16 protein-coding genes and 1 tRNA gene are annotated in these 16984 nt (G+C 33.2%); 5 read left to right on the plus strand and 12 right to left on the minus strand.

Annotated features, from left to right (window positions below):
• Positions 1 to 6: 6 nt before the first annotated feature.
• The 9 genes from BM289_RS07940 to hisS all read right to left on the minus strand — a co-directional run bounded on the left by BM289_RS07940 (position 7) and on the right by hisS (position 9424).
• Positions 7 to 822 (minus strand): alpha/beta hydrolase, encoded by an 816-nt coding sequence (locus tag BM289_RS07940; RefSeq protein WP_091492261.1) that lies wholly within the window; start codon positions 820 to 822, stop codon positions 7 to 9.
• Positions 823 to 905: 83 nt separating this feature from the next.
• The gene (locus BM289_RS07945) at positions 906 to 1565 is read right to left on the minus strand and encodes a DEAD/DEAH box helicase (RefSeq protein WP_091492262.1); all 660 of its coding nucleotides are present in this window, start codon (positions 1563 to 1565) and stop codon (positions 906 to 908) included.
• A 50-nt stretch (positions 1566 to 1615) separates the two neighbouring features.
• On the minus strand, positions 1616 to 2779 hold the full coding sequence (locus BM289_RS07950) for a sigma-54-dependent transcriptional regulator (RefSeq protein ID WP_091492264.1): 1164 nt from the start codon (positions 2777 to 2779) through the stop codon (positions 1616 to 1618).
• Between the two features lie 203 nt (positions 2780 to 2982).
• A complete protein-coding gene (locus BM289_RS07955; protein WP_091492265.1) occupies positions 2983 to 4299 on the minus strand; it encodes an ABC transporter permease in 1317 nt (438 codons plus the stop codon).
• Between the two features lie 71 nt (positions 4300 to 4370).
• The gene (locus tag BM289_RS07960; protein ID WP_091492267.1) at positions 4371 to 5315 is read right to left on the minus strand and encodes an ABC transporter ATP-binding protein; all 945 of its coding nucleotides are present in this window, start codon (positions 5313 to 5315) and stop codon (positions 4371 to 4373) included.
• 160 nt (positions 5316 to 5475) lie between these two features.
• On the minus strand, positions 5476 to 6582 hold the full coding sequence (gene dnaJ, locus BM289_RS07965) for a molecular chaperone DnaJ (protein WP_091492268.1): 1107 nt from the start codon (positions 6580 to 6582) through the stop codon (positions 5476 to 5478).
• A 68-nt stretch (positions 6583 to 6650) separates the two neighbouring features.
• Positions 6651 to 7229 (minus strand): nucleotide exchange factor GrpE, encoded by a 579-nt coding sequence (locus BM289_RS07970; protein ID WP_091492270.1) that lies wholly within the window; start codon positions 7227 to 7229, stop codon positions 6651 to 6653.
• Positions 7230 to 7639: 410 nt separating this feature from the next.
• A tRNA-Trp gene (locus BM289_RS07975) sits at positions 7640 to 7710 on the minus strand.
• A 286-nt stretch (positions 7711 to 7996) separates the two neighbouring features.
• Positions 7997 to 9424: a histidine--tRNA ligase gene (gene hisS / locus BM289_RS07980; RefSeq protein WP_091492338.1), complete on the minus strand. Its 1428-nt coding sequence runs from the start codon at positions 9422 to 9424 to the stop codon at positions 7997 to 7999.
• Positions 9425 to 9612: 188 nt separating this feature from the next.
• On the opposite strand from hisS, the gene BM289_RS07985 reads away from it, so the two are divergent.
• Entirely contained in the window at positions 9613 to 10857 is a 1245-nt protein-coding gene (locus BM289_RS07985) for an ABC transporter permease (RefSeq protein WP_167365401.1), read from the plus strand.
• A 65-nt stretch (positions 10858 to 10922) separates the two neighbouring features.
• On the opposite strand, the gene prmC is transcribed toward BM289_RS07985, so the two are convergent.
• Positions 10923 to 11777, minus strand: a complete 855-nt coding sequence (prmC, locus tag BM289_RS07990; RefSeq protein WP_091492273.1) for a peptide chain release factor N(5)-glutamine methyltransferase — start codon at positions 11775 to 11777, stop codon at positions 10923 to 10925.
• Positions 11778 to 11862: 85 nt separating this feature from the next.
• Positions 11863 to 12348, minus strand: coding sequence for a GNAT family N-acetyltransferase (locus BM289_RS07995; RefSeq protein ID WP_091492275.1), 486 nt, complete (start codon positions 12346 to 12348; stop codon positions 11863 to 11865).
• 131 nt (positions 12349 to 12479) lie between these two features.
• Between BM289_RS07995 and ribD the strand changes: the two genes are divergently transcribed.
• The 3 genes from ribD (at position 12480) to BM289_RS08010 (ending at position 14927) form a co-directional block, all read left to right on the plus strand.
• Entirely contained in the window at positions 12480 to 13529 is a 1050-nt protein-coding gene (gene ribD / locus BM289_RS08000; RefSeq protein ID WP_091492276.1) for a bifunctional diaminohydroxyphosphoribosylaminopyrimidine deaminase/5-amino-6-(5-phosphoribosylamino)uracil reductase RibD, read from the plus strand.
• Positions 13522 to 14124 (plus strand): HAD family hydrolase, encoded by a 603-nt coding sequence (locus BM289_RS08005; protein WP_091492278.1) that lies wholly within the window; start codon positions 13522 to 13524, stop codon positions 14122 to 14124. Before ribD ends, BM289_RS08005 begins: the two co-directional genes overlap by 8 nt.
• A gap of 170 nt (positions 14125 to 14294) precedes the next feature.
• Positions 14295 to 14927, plus strand: a complete 633-nt coding sequence (locus tag BM289_RS08010) for an IMPACT family protein (protein WP_091492279.1) — start codon at positions 14295 to 14297, stop codon at positions 14925 to 14927.
• Positions 14928 to 14951: 24 nt separating this feature from the next.
• Here the strand turns inward: BM289_RS08010 and BM289_RS08015 are convergent, their stop codons facing one another.
• Positions 14952 to 15365 carry an acyl-CoA thioesterase gene (locus tag BM289_RS08015; protein ID WP_091492281.1) on the minus strand — a complete coding sequence of 138 codons (414 nt, stop codon included), beginning with the start codon at positions 15363 to 15365 and terminating at the stop codon, positions 14952 to 14954.
• 187 nt (positions 15366 to 15552) lie between these two features.
• Here BM289_RS08015 and dnaA point away from each other — a divergent pair, with 187 nt between their 5' ends.
• The gene (dnaA, locus tag BM289_RS08020; RefSeq protein WP_091492283.1) at positions 15553 to 16980 is read left to right on the plus strand and encodes a chromosomal replication initiator protein DnaA; all 1428 of its coding nucleotides are present in this window, start codon (positions 15553 to 15555) and stop codon (positions 16978 to 16980) included.
• The last annotated feature ends 4 nt before the right edge of the window (positions 16981 to 16984 follow it).

Raw genomic sequence — 16984 nt, forward strand, 5'->3', positions numbered from 1 at the left:
TCTATTTTATTCTAATATTATTTTTAATTGTTTCTGAAAATCTTCATTTTCATTAATGCCGATATGTTCCTGATTTTTCAACGGATAAAAATAAGCATTTGATTTTAAAAGCTTTTTTAACCTTACCGAATTTTCAAAAGGAATTAACTGATCGTTGGTTCCATGAAAAATATAAATAGGCGTCTTTATTTTCGGCAGATATTCATTTGTTTCCAAACTAAACTTCTTCATGAAATCAGGAAAAAATGGCACTCTTGAAGTTGATAATTCTAAAAAATTATAATATGGTGCCTGAAGAATTAATGCTTTTACTTTATTTTCTGAAGCCAATTTTGCAGCAAAACCTGAACCTATGGAATAACCTGCAATGATAACTTTATCTTCAGAATATCTTTTTAGTAAAGATTTATATACAATAGATATATCTTCTGCCAATTGTTCTTCATTTTCAATTTCACCTTCACTTTTGCCAAAACTTCTGTAATCTAAAATAAAAATATCATAGCCGTTAGAAGTATAAATTTTGGCAATCTTCCCCCAAGTTTCTAATGTTCCCGCATTTCCATGAAGATAAAAAACTAGTCCTTTTGATTGTTGGGCGCTAAACAATAATCCATTTAAAACAGCTCCATCAAAAGATTTGATATTTATTTCTTCATATTGTTGCTGAGAATCAAACTTAAAATCTTTTGGCAGTCTTGAAGCGTGAAAAACTAATCCAACTTGATTGAAATACACATAAGAAACTATTAAAACATAAATAATTATAAAAAAGCACAAAAGTACCAATGACAAGAATTTAAGCGTTTTAAGAATCTCCATTTATTATTTGCTATTAATTATAAGTAAAAGTGGCAGTTTACAACATTTTACTGTAAACTGCCACTGCAAACTGTGACTATATTTTATTCTTCTTCGATATCGTCTTCTTCTTCATCCAGTTCTTCGCCATCCTCATCCATATCAAACAAATAAGGCTCAATCATAATTTTATCTGCCAAAATTTCAATTCGTTCTGTCAGTGTTTCTGTAAAAATAATTCGCTGTACTTTGGCAATACTATTTGAAATACGCGTAATTTTTGGATCGTGGCGCAGTTTCAAAATTGGATCTGCATCATCCAAAATAAACATTTTAAGACGATTTACATTATAACCTGCCGTGCTAAACATATCGTTTAGTTTGGTTGGCGTTCCAATTAAAACATCAATTCCAGTCGAAACATAGTTTTTGTCGTAATCCATATCGCCTTTATCATGAACGCCGTAAACTTCAAGATTCGCATATTTTCCTAATTTCTCAAAAAGTTCCACCATTGCAGTCATTTTCTCTTTGTCTTCGACAATGATCAAAGCGCGCGGTGATTCTTCATTTTTCCCAGCCAATTGCTGAATTACATTCAAAACAATTGTTGTTGTTTTCCCTGTTCCTTTTGGAGAGACAATTACACAGTCGGCACCACTTTTTATGGTCGAAAAAGTTTCCATCTGCAAAGCGTTGGCTTCAGTCAAACCATTTTCGATTAATCCGTCTTGTAATTTTTCGTTTATTTTTTTTAGTTTCATTTCTAAATTTTAGATTTCAGATTTTAGATTTCAGATTGAAAACTAAATCATCATTTGCTTGCGAACATTTTCACATCACTCTCAGAGATTTCGCTTCCTCCTAGAATGATTAATCTTTCTACTACATTTCGAAGTTCACGAATATTTCCAGTCCAATCGTATTCCTGCAATAATTTTATGGCTTGTGCCGAAAATCCTTTGACAGCATTCCCTTGTTCTGAAGCAATTTTCTCTGTAAAATGTTTAATTAATGCCGGAATATCATCACGTCTTTCGTTCAATGGCGGCACTTTAATTAAGATTACAGCCAAACGATGGTATAAATCTTCTCTGAAACGGCCTTCTGCAATTTCAGTTTTTAAATCTTTATTAGTTGCTGCGACGACACGAACATCTACTTTTATGTCTTTATCAGCTCCTACTCTTGTAATCATGCTTTCCTGAAGCGCTCTTAAAACTTTGGCCTGCGCCGAAAGACTCATGTCACCAATCTCATCTAAGAAAATAGTTCCTTTGTCTGCTGCTTCAAATTTACCAGCGCGATCTTTCACTGCCGATGTAAAAGCACCTTTTACGTGACCAAACAATTCACTTTCGATTAATTCACTTGGAATTGCTGCACAGTTTACTTCGATTAAAGGAAAACTAGAACGCTCGCTTTTTTCATGTAATTGATGCGCTACTAATTCTTTTCCAGTTCCGTTTGGACCTGTAATTAAAACTCTCGCTTCGGTTGGAGCAACTTTATCAATCATTAGTTTGATATGATTAATAGATTCGCTGTCTCCAATCATTTCGTAATTTTTGCTGACTTTTTTCTTTAAGATTTTATTCTCAACAACTAATTGTTTTTTGTCTAAAGCATTACGAACCGTATTCAACAAACGATTCAAATCTGGCGGTTTCGAAATATAATCAAAAGCTCCTAAACGCATTGTTTGAATTGCCGTTTCCATATCGCCGTGACCCGAAATCATGACCATCGGAATTTCTGGTTTTATTTTTTTTACTTCTTCTAAAACCTCAACACCGTCCATCTTTGGCATTTTGATATCGCACAAAACCAAATCGTAATCGTTGTTTTTTATTTTTTCAAGTCCTGCAACACCGTCTTCTGCTTCATCTACCTGATACGAATCATTTTCTTCTGATAAAATTTTTACCAAAACTCTTCTGATCGCTGCTTCGTCTTCTATAATTAGTATTTTACTCATTTTTTTTCTAAGGTTCAAAGTTGCAAAGTTACAGAGTGACAAAGTTTAAAATCTTTGTCGCTATGCTACCTATTAACCTGTTATTAGTAATATCTCTTTTATGCTTCAATACACAATCTTAAAGTCGCTTTTGTAAGTTATAAAAAATTCAAATAAAAAAACTTTGAACCTTTGCCACTCTGTAACTTTGCAACTTTAAAGAACTAGTATTTCAGCCACTTATACAATTCCTTCCAACTTGGTTTTTTGCCGTACATTAAAATACCTACTCGGTAAATTTTTGCTGCGAACCAAACTACAAAGAAAAAAGTTGCAAACAATAATGATACCGAAATTGCAATTTGCCACCACGGCACTCCAAACGGAATACGCATTAACATTACTATTGGAGACGTAAGTGGAATCATTGAAAAGATAACCGCTATACTTCCGTGAGGATCATTTACAACTGTAAAAAATCCGATATAAACACTTAAAATTAATGGCATTATGATTGGCAATAAAAATTGCTGTGAATCGGTTTGATTGTCAACTGCTGCTCCAATTGCCGCATAAAATGAACTGTACAAGAAATAACCTCCGATAAAATAAATTACAAATCCAATTAAAATACTTGCGATTGGCAGATTCCACATTTCAGCAATATACATTTGTGCTGATCCAGAAAATTCATGTTGTGCAGTTTGCATCATTTCCGGAGAAATTCTGGCTGTTGGTCCAACATTAACGCCAAAGAATGCAGAAGCTGCAAACATTAATCCCAAACCGATAATCGCCCAAATCATAAATTGTAAAATCCCAGCTAACGAAGTTCCAACAATTTTTCCAATCATTAACTGAAATGGTTTTACCGATGAAATAATGATTTCAATAATACGGTTGGTTTTCTCTTCGATTACGCTTCGCATGACCATATTTCCGTAAATAATGATAAACATCATAATCAGATAACCAAATGCGCCGCCGATTCCAATTTTAATTTCATTTAGACCTTTTAAACTTTCTTCTCCAGAAGCTTTAACCAAATGAATATTAACTTTCGACTGTGCTTTCTGGATTGCCAGAGTATCTAGTTTCGCTTCTTCCAGATTTAATTTTGTGATTTTTTCTCCAATGATATCCTGTGTATTTTCAATAAAAGAAATACTTGGACTGTTATTTGAAATAAATTCGACTTTACCTTCCAAATCATTAACATTGGCTGTTTTTGGAATCACAATTAAACCATTGAAATTTTCTTTGGTAATGCTGTCTTTTAAAGCTTTTACATCAATTTCAGATAAATTGTAATATTTAAATTCAGCTCCTTTTTTATTCTCCTTTAAAAAATCGGTTGCAAAAATTCCGGTTTCATCATGAATAGCAATACGTTTGGTTTCTGCTTTCATTGAACTTAAATAACCAATAAAAACTGCTATAGCCACAAATAAAAGCGGACTCAAAAAAGTCATGACAACAAAAGATTTATTGCGGACTTTGGCAACAAATTCTCTTTTTATAATCAACGAGATAATACTCATAAATAATTTTAATTTTCAAATTTCAAATCCCAAATTCCAACTCTTTCAGTCTCAAATTTGGAACTTAGAATTTAATTATTGGAATTTAGTTTTTTATTTTCAGTAACTGTTTGAATAAAAATATCGTTTATACTTGGAATTTTCTCAACGAAATGTGTTACTTGTCCACGTTGTGTCAGTACATTCAACAATTCGTTTGGCGCAGCATTCCCAATTTCGATATTCAATTTTAAATCGTCATTTAAAGATCTAAAACTAGCAGGCGAAACAGTAAATTTTTGTGTAATGTCATACATCAAACCTTCGACATTATTGGTCAAAATTCCAACTTCAAAACTATTGCTTCTAAACTGACGTTTTACGTCTGCTACTCTACCTTCAATCAATTTATTTGATTTATGAATTAAAGCGATATGCTCACACATTTCCTCAACACTTTCCATTCTGTGAGTAGAGAAAATAATAGTAGAACCTTGTTCTTTCAAAGCTAAAATTTCATCTTTAATAATATTGGCATTTACTGGATCAAAACCTGAAAAAGGTTCATCTAGAATCAACAATTTCGGCTTATGCAAAACACAAACTACAAACTGAATTTTCTGCGCCATTCCTTTAGAAAGTTCCTGAATTTTTTTGTTCCACCAGCCTTGAATTCCCAAACGATCAAACCAATAATCCAATTGTTTTTTAGCTTCGGCTTTAGAAAGTCCTTTCATTTGTGCCAGATACAAGCATTGCTCTCCCACTTTCATAGAACTATATAAACCTCTTTCTTCTGGAAGATATCCAATAGTCTGTACGTGTTTTGGCTGTAGTTTTTCTCCATCCAAAATCACTTCGCCACTGTCTGGCAATGTAATTTGATTGATGATTCTGATAAGGGAAGTTTTTCCTGCTCCATTCGGACCTAAAAGTCCATATATACTACCTTTCGGCACATTTAATGAAACTTCGTTAAGCGCTACATAATCGCCGTATTGTTTTACGACATTATGTACTTCAAGTAAGTTACTCATGCTATTTTGTTGATTTACTGCGTTGCTTTGCCTGTTCTGGCTCAGCGACTGTAAAAGTAAATAATTCGAAATGAATTTATGTCATATTAAGCAAAAAACCCATTCTAATTTATGTATAGAATGGGTTTTAAAATTATTTAGACTTTTAAAAAAGTTGCGATTATGAAAACATATCTTTTACTTTTTCAAAGAACGATTTCTCAGATTTCTCTGGACTTGGAGCAAAATGTTCGTTGTTTAAAGCATTCTCAAAGAATTGTTTTTGTTCTTTGTTCAATGTTTTTGGCGTCCAAACATTTACGTGAACCAGTAAGTCTCCGCTTCCGTAACCATTTAAACTTGGAATTCCTTTTCCTTTCAATCTTAAGATTTTTCCAGACTGAATTCCTTCTTCCAGTTTAATACGAACTTTTCCGTTGATGGCTTCAATATCTTTTGAAGCTCCTAAAACTGCTTCAGGGAAACTGATATATAAATCGAAGTGAACATTTTCACCTTCACGTTTCAGGAATTCGTGCTCAATTTCTTCAATTGCCACAATTAAATCTCCAGGAATACTGTTTCCTGGCGCATCGTTACCTTTGTTAGCAACTTTTAATTGCATTCCATCAACAACTCCTGCAGGAATTTTAATTGATACTGTTTCGTCTTCTTGAACCATTCCTTGACCATCAGCCTCAGAAGGTTTTTTATCTAAAATCTGACCAGAACCACCACAAGTAGGACAAGTTGACGCAGACTGCATTCTTCCTAAAATGGTATTGGTTACACGCATAACCTGCCCTTGACCATTACAAGTGGTACAAGTTTTATAGGTTACGCCTTTAGCTTGAACTTTACGTTTTACTTTTACTTTTTTCTCTACTCCATTTGCAATTTCTTCCAAAGTCAATTTTACTTTGATTCTAAGATTGCTTCCTTTCGCACGGCGAGGACCTCCGCCTCCGCCTCCGAAACCGCCAAATCCGCCACCAAAAATATCACCAAACTGGCTGAAAATGTCATCCATATTCATTCCGCCATGACCGCCAAATCCTCCTGAACCATCAAATGCCTGATGTCCATATTGGTCGTATTTCGCTTTTTTCTGTGGATCACTCAAAACTTCATAAGCTTCTGCCGCTAATTTGAAGTTTTCTTCTGCCTCTTTGTCGCCTGGATTTTTATCAGGGTGGTATTTTAAAGCACTTTTTCTATAGGCTTTTTTAATTTCGGCAGCATCAGCATTTTTTGAAATGCCTAGTATTTCGTAAAAATCTTTTTTCATAATTAGGTTTAAATTCCAAATTTTAAAATTCCAAATTCCAAAAAGGGTTCGAAATTTCTATTTGCCTTTTAGTTTCCAACAACAACTTTAGGGAAACGAATAATTTTGTCTCCTAATTTGTATCCTTTTTCAATTACATCAACAATTTTTCCTTTTAATTTGTCAGATGGAGCTGGAATTTGGGTAATTGCTTCAGCAATATCTGCATTAAAAGCATCTCCTGCTTGTATTTCAACTTGCTCCAAACCTTTAGAAACTAAAGTGCTTTTCAATTTTTCATGAATCAATTCAACACCTTTTTTCAGATTTTCATCATCAGATTTGTTGATTTCTACTGTCGCTCTGTCAAAATCATCTAAAACTGGAAGCATTGCCAACAAAACTTCTTGGTTTGCAGTTTTAAATAATTCAAGACGCTCTTTTGAAGTTCTTTTTTTGTAATTTTCAAATTCAGCAAATAATCTTAAAAACTTATCTTTTTCTTTAGCTAAGTCCTGAGCTAATTGCTCTTCAACACTTAATTCTTCAACAATTAATTGCTCTCCATTAGCGTTAGTCTCTATCGTTGCATCATCTAATTCCTGATCGAATTCTGTATTTTCCGTAGTCATATTACTTTTATTTTTAAAAATATTTTTAAACTTCATTTTTTATTTCTTTTTGTTGGATTGCAAAAGTACTGCCAAATCTCATAAAATGTCAAATTGTCACTTTATTAATTATGAGACTTTTAAAAAGCGAAAATAGTGAATTAAATTTTAGTATAATTTTAAGACTATTACGTTATAGTTTGTTTTATCTTTGAGAGTGAAAAACAAAAATCATTACCACCAAAATTGAATTTAAGGGTTGGCCTTGGCCTCAAAATAATTATTAATTCAAATTTACCTTATATTAAAAAAAGCTTCGCCTATAGAGACGAAGCTTTTTTTTTATGCTTTCTTCACCTTTAAATTCAGTAATTACAAAAAATTTACCGCAAAGAACACAAGGTTTTTTTTCACTCTTGAGCTTTATAAAAAACCTTGTGTTCTTTGCGGTAAAATATTTTTTTTTGCACGGGCGGAGGGATTCGAACCCCCATCAACGGTTTTGGAGACCGCTATTCTACCCTTGAACTACGCCCGTAACTTGAGGTCGCAAATTAAAAGTATTTTTTCTTCTCCGACAACTATTTCTTGTAGAGATTTTAAAAGAAATTCCTTTGAACACGAGATGTCCGAAGCAAAAACCTTTATTTCAAACAGTTAACCTATATTTTTATTTCACACAGATTTTAAAAAAGATTTAGGCAGATTAGAGCAGATTATTTTATATAAAATCAATTAAATCCGCTCTAATCTGCCGAATCTGCGTGAAATACAAAAAACCTTTAAATCTGTATAATCTATGGCAAAACCTTCGTTTCAAATAGTTAATCTAACAAAGCATTTTTCAATCCTTCAAAATCTACAGAAACCTGTTCTCCTGTCACTAAATTTTTAAGTGCATAGGTATTCGAAGCTATTTCCTGATCTCCTGTAATTACCGCAAATGGAATCAAACGTTTATCTGCATATTGAAATTGTTTCCCCACTTTTACGTTATCAGGATACAATTCTACTTTTATATTTTCTTGTCTTAATTGCTGAATGGCTTTTGAAGCATACAGAGCTTCTTTGTCTCCAAAATTTAAGAATATTGCTTTTGAAGTCGCTGCAACAGTTTCAGGAAACAAGTTTAATTCTTCCAAAACCAAATAGATTCTATCTAAACCGAAAGAAATCCCAACACCGCTCATGTTTTTCAAACCAAAAATACCAGTCAAATCGTCGTATCTTCCGCCACCACCAATAGAACCAATGGAAACGGTTTTAGGCGCCGCCACTTCAAAAATAGCCCCAGTGTAGTAATTTAATCCACGTGCCAAAGTCACGTCTAAGTCTAAAACTGCTGTTGAAAATCCTAAATCGGCAACATTGTCACAAATGAATTTCAATTCTTCAACCCCTTTCATTCCTTCTTCAGATGAAGCTAATAATTCTGAAAGCTGGTTGATTTTATCCGCAAAAGTTCCTGAAAAACTAAAAAGAGGCTGTACTTTTACTAAAGCTTCTTCAGAAATTCCTTTTTCAATCATTTCTTTTTTAACACCGTCTTCACCTATTTTATCCAGTTTATCAAGCGCAACTGTAAAATCAATTAATTTATCCGAAGCACCAATAACCTCCGCAATTCCAGATAATATTTTTCTGTTATTGATTTTAATGGTAACACCTTCTAAACCTAAAGCCGTAAAAACAGTATCATACAATTGAACCAATTCTACTTCCTGCCAAAGTGACTTTGAACCCACAACATCGGCATCACATTGAAAAAACTCTCTGTAACGGCCTTTCTGTGGACGATCTGCTCTCCAAACCGGCTGAATCTGATATCTCTTGAAAGGGAATTCAATTTCGTTTTGGTGCTGTACCACATATCTTGCAAATGGCACAGTTAAATCATAACGCAATGCTTTTTCCGAAATTCTTCCTGTAAATTTATTCAGCTCAATTCTTTGCTCTAAACTGATTGTTTCTGCTGAATTGGTCTGAAGCGCTTCTAATGATTCCGGTAATTCAATTTTATTTTTATTGAAGAAAAAATTACCTGAATTTAGAATCTTAAAAATCAAACGATCTCCTTCTTCTCCATATTTCCCCATCAAAGTATCTGAATTTTCAAACGAAGGAGTTTCTATCGGCTGAAAGCCAAATTTCTCAAAATTAATCCTTATCGTCTGAATAATATATTGACGTTTTGACACCTCTGCAGGCGAAAAATCTCTTGTTCCTTGTGGAATGCTTGGTTTTGAAGCCATCTTCTTTATTTTAGATTTTAGATTTCTGATTTTAGCTTTTAGATTCCTTGAAATCATAAAAACTAAAACACTTTGACATTATTTCTTTTTAACTTAAATCGCCTGCAAATATCTTACTTTTTGAAATAAATAATAGCACATCGAAAGCAAACTTGTAACAAAAAACGTATTTTCGTGACAAATTGGTCATGATGCTAAAATTATTTAAAGAAAATATCCGAATTGCGTTTGGTTCCATCAAAACACAATTACTGCGTACTATTCTTACCGTTTTAATTATCGCTATTGGTATTACCGCTTTGGTCGGAATCCTTACTGTAGTTTCTGCTTTAGAGAATACCATTTCTACTAATTTTGCTTCAATGGGAGCCAACACTTTCAATATTAATCAATACGAAAACAATGTTCGTAATCGCGGTGGAAAAGAACGTGAAGTGATTAATCCAATTATTTCTTATCCGGAAGCAGTTGCTTTTAAAAATAAATACAAATATCCATTTACAGAAACTTCGCTTTCCTTTACAGCGACTTCAAAAGCTGAAGTAAAATATTTAGACACCAAAACAGATCCAGAAATTACAGTTGTTGGTGTTGACGAACACTTTATTACTAATTCTGGTTTAGAAACCACTTTAGGACGTTCTTTTAACCAATTTGATATTGACAACAATACATACTCTTGTGTTGTTGGTTCTGATTTTGAAAAGGGACTTTTGAAAGATGTAAATCCTATTGATAAAGTAATTTCAATTCGCGGTGCACGATTTAAAGTTATTGGTGTTTTAAAAGAAAAAGGATCCACTTTTGGAAATAGTCAGGATTTACGTGTTTTGATTCCAATTCAGGTTGCAAGATCTTTATTTACTGCTCCAAACATCAATTATACTGTTAGTGTCATGGTTTCAAAAAAAGAACTTTTAGACGAAGCTGTTGACAATGCGACAAGCACCATGAGAAGAGTTCGAAAACTGAGTCCGGTGCGCGATAATAATTTTGGAATTGGTCGAAGCGACGATTTAATCAACAGAATCCTAGGAATCACCAAATATTTAGGCTGGGCAGCGTGGATTATCTCCGTTATTACCATTTTAGGATCTTCTATCGCTTTGATGAATATTATGATTGTTTCAGTTACAGAACGTACTCGCGAAATTGGTGTTCGTAAAGCTTTAGGCGCAAAAAGATCTACTGTAGCTTTTCAGTTTTTTATCGAAACTCTATTGATTGGACAAATTGGCGGTTTGGTTGGAATCTTTCTTGGAATACTTCTTGGTTTCGGAATAGCAACCGCAATGAGTTTTGTATTTGTAATTCCGTGGATGGCCATTTTTGCCGCTTTTGCAACTAGTTTTTGTGTGGCTTTGGTTTCTGGTTTATATCCGGCTATAAAAGCATCGAAGTTAGATCCGATTGAAGCTTTGCGATATGAGTAATTTTAGTATTCAGTCGCAGTCTCAGTTTTCAGTTGGTACTGAGACTGAAAACTGAGACTGAAAACTTAAACATTCGCTTTCATCATTCGGTCGTTATCGTAAATGTCTTTTCGTAATTCTATATTTTTAAAATCCATATTTTCTAATAAATCGGTCATTTCTTTTCCCAGATATTGATTGATTTCAAAATATAATTTTCCAGTTCCAAAAAGAGCTTTTTTCGCTAGTTCGGCAATTTTTCTGTAAAAAATCAAAGCATCGTTATCTTCTACAAAAAGCGCTAAATGCGGTTCGTAATCCAGAACATTTTTCTTGATTTCCACTTTTTCTAAATTACGAACATAAGGCGGATTTGAAACAATAATATCAAACTGAAATCTTAATTCTTCTTCTTTGAGAATATCCGCCAATACAAAAGTCACATCAACATTATTTCTGACGGCATTTCTTTTAGCTGTTTCGATTGCTTTTTTAGAAACATCAATCGCCACAACTTCTGCATTGGGTAGATTTTTAGCCAGTGAAATGGCGATGCACCCACTTCCAGTACCAATATCAAGAATTTTTATTTTTTTAGATTTTTCTGAGCCTGCATTTTCGTTAATAATCCATTCAACCAATTCTTCGGTTTCCGGTCTTGGAATTAAAACATTTTCATTTACTTCGAAATCCAAACCGTAAAAATGTGTTTTACCCAGTAAATACTGAATTGGGACTTCTTTCTTTAAATGTTTCACTAATTCATCCCATATAATAAAGTCATTCTCTTCAAATGCCAGTTCATGATTCAATGCTAAATCAATCTGACGAAGCTTATGTTTCTCTTCCAGAATTAAATAAAAAAAACTCTCCGCTTCGTACGCATCGTAAAAAGGCGATAATTCTTTAATAAATTGAGTGCGGTATTGTTTAATTTTCATTTCAGTTTTTTAAACATTATAGAATCAGTTTAAACTGATTTGTGAGTTCAATAAGTCTCGTCTCTACAATTTTGTTACATCTTTTCTACAAAACTTTCAACATCCATACCGGGCAAGAATTATGCCCAGTGCAACCTAATGGAGCATCTAAATATTCAAAACCGGATTTTTTATAGAGCTTTTGCGCGGCATGCATAAAAGGCATCGTTTCGATGTAACATTTTTCAAAACCAAAAGCTCTTGCTTGCTCCAAACATTTTTCCATCATTTTGGCTCCAATTCCTAAACCTCTTGTTTTTGGCAGGAAATACATTTTTTGCAATTCACAAATACCAGAACCTCCATTTTCTAAAGGCGCAATTCCAGCACAGCCAACAATTTCTCCATCATTTTCAACGACAAAATAAGCCGATTTTGCTTTACCATATTCCTCAAACATAAAATCCAGACAAGGATCTTCGTATGCAGTTCCTACTTTTGGGATTTCCATTTCGTCAAAAACAGATCTAATCAAACTCGCAACTGATTGATTGTCTTCTTTTTCAATTGCTCGTATAAGCCAATTTACCATTTTTTTTATTCTAAATCATTATACATACAAAAGTATATATAGTTTTTCGATACTATTATAACTAAGCGTATTGTTTCACAACTTAACCGTTTTCAGTTAGAGATAACTTCAAAAATAATTACTTTTGCACTGTGAATATACATGAAAAACACATAAAACGCTGTATAGAACTGGCACAAAATGGGCTTGGAACAACATATCCAAACCCAATGGTTGGCAGTGTAATTGTTTACGAAGGCAAAATTATTGGCGAAGGATGGCATAAAAAATCCGGTGAACCACATGCAGAAGTCAACGCTGTAAGATCCGTAAAAGATAAATCTCTTTTAAAGAAAGCTACTATTTATGTGAGTCTAGAGCCTTGTAGTCATTTTGGCAAAACACCACCTTGCTGTGATTTGATTATTGCAAATGAAATTCCGAATGTTGTTGTTGGAACGGTTGATCCAAATGAAAAAGTAGCAGGAAAAGGCATTTTAAAATTAATCGAAGCCGGAGCAAATGTTACTGTTGGCGTTTTGGAAGAAGAATGCAACAAACTGAATAAACGTTTTTTCACTTTTCATCAAAAGAAACGTCCTTACATCATTTTGAAATGGGCAGAAAGTCAGGACGGATTTTTAGCTCCTGAAAAAGTTTCAGATCAGGAACGAAAACCAATTTGGATTACAAATCAATATTCAAGACAATTGGTTCATAAATGGAGAACTGAAGAGCAAGCCATTTTAACGGGAACACAAACTGTTGTCGATGACAATCCGAAATTGAATGCAAGAGATTGGAGCGGGAATAATCCAGCAAGAGTGATTATAGATCGTAATAACCGAATTAATCCAGACAGTTTTGTTTTTGATGATTCTGTTAAAACCATTGTTTTTGTGAGTGAGAATATAAAATCATCAACTGAAAACACTCAGTTTGAAATAATCGATTTTAGTAAAAACATCATGCCGCAGATTTTGGAAGTTTTGTATCAAAACCAAATTCAGTCTATAATAATTGAAGGTGGAAGACAAACTTTACAATCTTTTATTGATGAAAATCTTTGGGATGAAGCTCGTATTTTTAAAGGAAAATTAAATTTTAATAACGGCACAAAAGCTCCCATTATTTCAGGAAAAATTAGCAACACAACTAATATAAAAGGTGACGAACTAATACAGATTAAAAATCATGATTAACGCTATAATTTTTGACTTTGGTGATATTTTTATCAATTTAGACAAACAGGCTACCATTTCTGGTCTGCAAAAATTAGGAATGAAAGAATGGAACACAGACTTTGACCAGTTAAATTTTTCGTTTGAAGTTGGAGGTATCTCACCGGAAGATTTTATTGGCGGTTTTCAGAAACAATTGCCTAACGCTTCAAAAGAAGAAATTCTAAAAGCCTGGAATGCTGTTTTGGCAGACTTCCCTTTTTATCGTCTGGAGTTTCTTCAGGAGTTATCAAAAAAATACCGTCTGTTCTTATTAAGTAATACCGACTCTATTCACATCAATACTTTCGAACAGAAAAGTGGTGTTTCTTTCTATAAAGATTTTTATGCTTGTTTTGAGAAAGTATATTTTTCATTTGAAATGGGACTAAGAAAACCTGATCCAAAAATTTATCAAACTCTTTTAGACAAACACAACTTAGTTCCAGAAAACACTTTGTTTGTAGACGATAAAAAAGAAAATACAGACAGCGCCGCCACTTTAGGAATTAAAATTTGGAATCTACAAGTTGGAAAAGAAGATGTTGTAGATTTATTTACCAAAGGATTATTATAAAAAAAATATTTTAGCCACTCCCGATAGCTGTCGAGATATACTAGAAAAGGATTAAAAAATATGTTGCCACGAATTACACAAATTTTCACTAATTGAATTGGTTTAAAAATTAAAGCTAAAATTCGCGGAAATTTGTGTAATTCGTGGCAAAAAAATTAAAAGCTTAACATTTGGAAATCAACGATACTTATCAAACTATTGCAACTGCATCTGAAGAAATACTGTTCAAAGAAAAAGGCAGTAAATTCTTTGGATATGCATTTCCGATAGATCATGAAGATGAAGTAAAACCCATTATTGAGGATCTTAAAAAGCAACATCCGCATGCAGTACATTATTGTTATGCGTATCAATTAGGAGTCGGAAATAAAATTTCTTATCGTGCCAATGATGATGGAGAACCAAGTAATACAGCCGGAGCACCAATTTATGGGCAAATACAATCTTTTGGATTAACAAACGTTTTGGTTGTAGTGGTTCGGATTTTTGGAGGTATAAAATTAGGAGTTGGTGGTTTGATTTCGGCTTACAGAACTACAGCGCAACAGACTTTAGAAGTTTGTGAAATTGTAGAAAAAACCATAGATGTCGAATTTTTAATTTCTTTTGATTATAAAAACATGAATAAAGTAATGCGAGTAATCAAAGAAAAGAAACTGGAAATTACCTCTCAGGAAATGGAAATGAATGAAGATTCAGGACTACCAATTGGTAAAATTGTGACCAAAACACGAAAAAAAAATGCCGAAGCAGTCTTCAGCATTTTTGATTTAATGTTCGAAATTGATATTAAAATTATATAAATTAACACAAAAACAAACGTCATTTTAACACTTTTCTTCAAGTGATTTGAATATGTCTAAAATGTACTCTGGAGGGGCAGTTGGACGACCTGTTTTTAACGCGACAAATACCAAAATAAACGTGGCAGTTGTTAATAACTCATTTGACTCATTATAGATTGCGCAGTCAAATTCAATCTTAACCGAAGAGTGACTTTTGAAAGTCGTGTGAATTGTCAAAAGCTCATCATATCTTGCCGATTTTTTGTAATTGATATTCATGTTCACAATTGGAAGACCAATTCCGCTTTCTTCCATGCTTTTATACGAAACCCCTTTATTTCTAAGCCATTCCACGCGTCCAATTTCAAAATAAGGCACATAATTTCCGTGATAAACGACTCCCATTTGGTCGGTTTCTGAGTAACGAACTCGTACTTGAGTCTGATGATTTTTCATTTATAAAATATTAAAAAAATTCGAATTTAAAAAGCCCTATTACAACTTTTTTTTATAAAATTAGATACCAAAATATTTTTTTTTACAGAAATTTGTTCACATATTTGTTATCCCGAAATAAGGAATAAAATCGCTCCTTTTTTATTAGGAGAATCTTTATCAATAATATAAAAATTTATTTGAATCTATGACTAAAACTGCTCAATCGGTATGGGAAAACTGTTTGTCCTTTATAAAGGACAATATTCAAGACCAAGCATATAAAACTTGGTTCGAACCAATCAAATCAGTTGAGCTAACCGACAACGCATTATATATTCAAGTTCCAAGTAAATTTTTCTACGAATGGCTCGAAGAGCATTACGTAAAATTATTGAAAGTTGCGCTTACCAAAGAACTGGGAAAAAACGCAAAGTTACTCTATAAAATTAAAATGGAGAACACTTATGGAAATAAACAACCGTTTACCGAGCAGTTGCCAAGTTCCAACAGAGTTCCGATGAAGCCGCAAGAAGTTGATGCTCCATTTAAAAATTTAAATCCTGAATTAAAAAATCCGTTTGTAATTCCTGGGATCAGAAATTTAAAAATTGAGTCTCAGTTAAATCCGAACTACAGTTTTGATAATTTCTTAGAAGGAGATTCAAACCGTTTGGCTCGTTCTGCTGGTATGGCTGTTGCCAACAAACCTGGAGGAACTTCATTTAATCCGTTGTTGATTTTTGGAGGAGTTGGTTTAGGAAAAACACACTTGGCACATGCTATAGGTGTAGAAGTAAAAGATAAATATCCGGAAAAAACGGTTTTATATATTTCTGCTGAGATTTTTACACAACAATATATTGATTCGGTAAAAAAGAACAATCGTAATGATTTCATTCACTTTTACCAATTAATTGACGTTTTAATTATTGACGATGTTCAGTTCTTATCTGGAAAATCAGGAACGCAGGATGTATTTTTCCATATTTTCAACTATTTACACCAAAACGGAAAACAAGTAATCTTAACTTCAGATAAAGCTCCTGTTGATATGCAGGATATTGAGCAAAGATTATTATCTCGTTTTAAATGGGGATTATCTGCAGAATTGCATCAGCCAGATTATGAAACTCGTATTTCGATCTTAAAAAACATCTTATATCGTGATGGTGTAGAAATGCCGGAAGATATTTTAGAATATGTTGCCCGTAACATTAAATCTAATGTTAGAGAACTTGAAGGAGCCATTATTTCCTTAATTGCTCAATCTTCTTTCAACAAAAAAGAAGTTACGATTGAATTAGCGAAAAGTGTTGTAGAGAAATTTGTTAAAAATGTAAAAAGAGAAATCTCTATCGATTATATCCAAAAAATCGTTTCAGATTATTTCCAGTTAGACATTGAAACACTTCAATCTAAAACCAGAAAGAGGCACGTTGTACAAGCCAGACAATTAGCTATGTTTTTTGCTAAAAAATTCACTAAAGCATCTTTGGCTAATATTGGTTCACAAATTGGAGACCGTGATCACGCAACTGTTCTTCACGCTTGTAAAACAGTCGACAACCTAGTTTCTACAGACAAACAATTTAAAAAGTTTGTAGAAGACATTAATAAAAAACTAACGCTTTAAGACG

Source organism: Flavobacterium phragmitis, from assembly GCF_900112575.1.
GTDB classification, from domain to species: domain Bacteria; phylum Bacteroidota; class Bacteroidia; order Flavobacteriales; family Flavobacteriaceae; genus Flavobacterium; species Flavobacterium phragmitis.

Coding starts and splice junctions, on each gene's coding strand:
- BM289_RS07955 (WP_091492265.1), bottom strand. CDS start 4,299: ATGAGTATTATCTCGTTGATTATAAAAAGAGAATTTGTTGCCAAAGTC.
- hisS (WP_091492338.1), bottom strand. CDS start 9,424: ATGGCTTCAAAACCAAGCATTCCACAAGGAACAAGAGATTTTTCGCCT.
- BM289_RS07945 (WP_091492262.1), bottom strand. CDS start 1,565: ATGAAACTAAAAAAAATAAACGAAAAATTACAAGACGGATTAATCGAA.
- BM289_RS08005 (WP_091492278.1), top strand. CDS start 13,522: ATGATTAACGCTATAATTTTTGACTTTGGTGATATTTTTATCAATTTA.
- BM289_RS07970 (WP_091492270.1), bottom strand. CDS start 7,229: ATGAAGTTTAAAAATATTTTTAAAAATAAAAGTAATATGACTACGGAA.
- dnaJ (WP_091492268.1), bottom strand. CDS start 6,582: ATGAAAAAAGATTTTTACGAAATACTAGGCATTTCAAAAAATGCTGAT.
- dnaA (WP_091492283.1), top strand. CDS start 15,553: ATGACTAAAACTGCTCAATCGGTATGGGAAAACTGTTTGTCCTTTATA.
- BM289_RS07960 (WP_091492267.1), bottom strand. CDS start 5,315: ATGAGTAACTTACTTGAAGTACATAATGTCGTAAAACAATACGGCGAT.
- BM289_RS07940 (WP_091492261.1), bottom strand. CDS start 822: ATGGAGATTCTTAAAACGCTTAAATTCTTGTCATTGGTACTTTTGTGC.
- BM289_RS07985 (WP_167365401.1), top strand. CDS start 9,613: ATGATGCTAAAATTATTTAAAGAAAATATCCGAATTGCGTTTGGTTCC.
- BM289_RS07950 (WP_091492264.1), bottom strand. CDS start 2,779: ATGAGTAAAATACTAATTATAGAAGACGAAGCAGCGATCAGAAGAGTT.
- BM289_RS08015 (WP_091492281.1), bottom strand. CDS start 15,365: ATGAAAAATCATCAGACTCAAGTACGAGTTCGTTACTCAGAAACCGAC.
- prmC (WP_091492273.1), bottom strand. CDS start 11,777: ATGAAAATTAAACAATACCGCACTCAATTTATTAAAGAATTATCGCCT.
- BM289_RS07995 (WP_091492275.1), bottom strand. CDS start 12,348: ATGGTAAATTGGCTTATACGAGCAATTGAAAAAGAAGACAATCAATCA.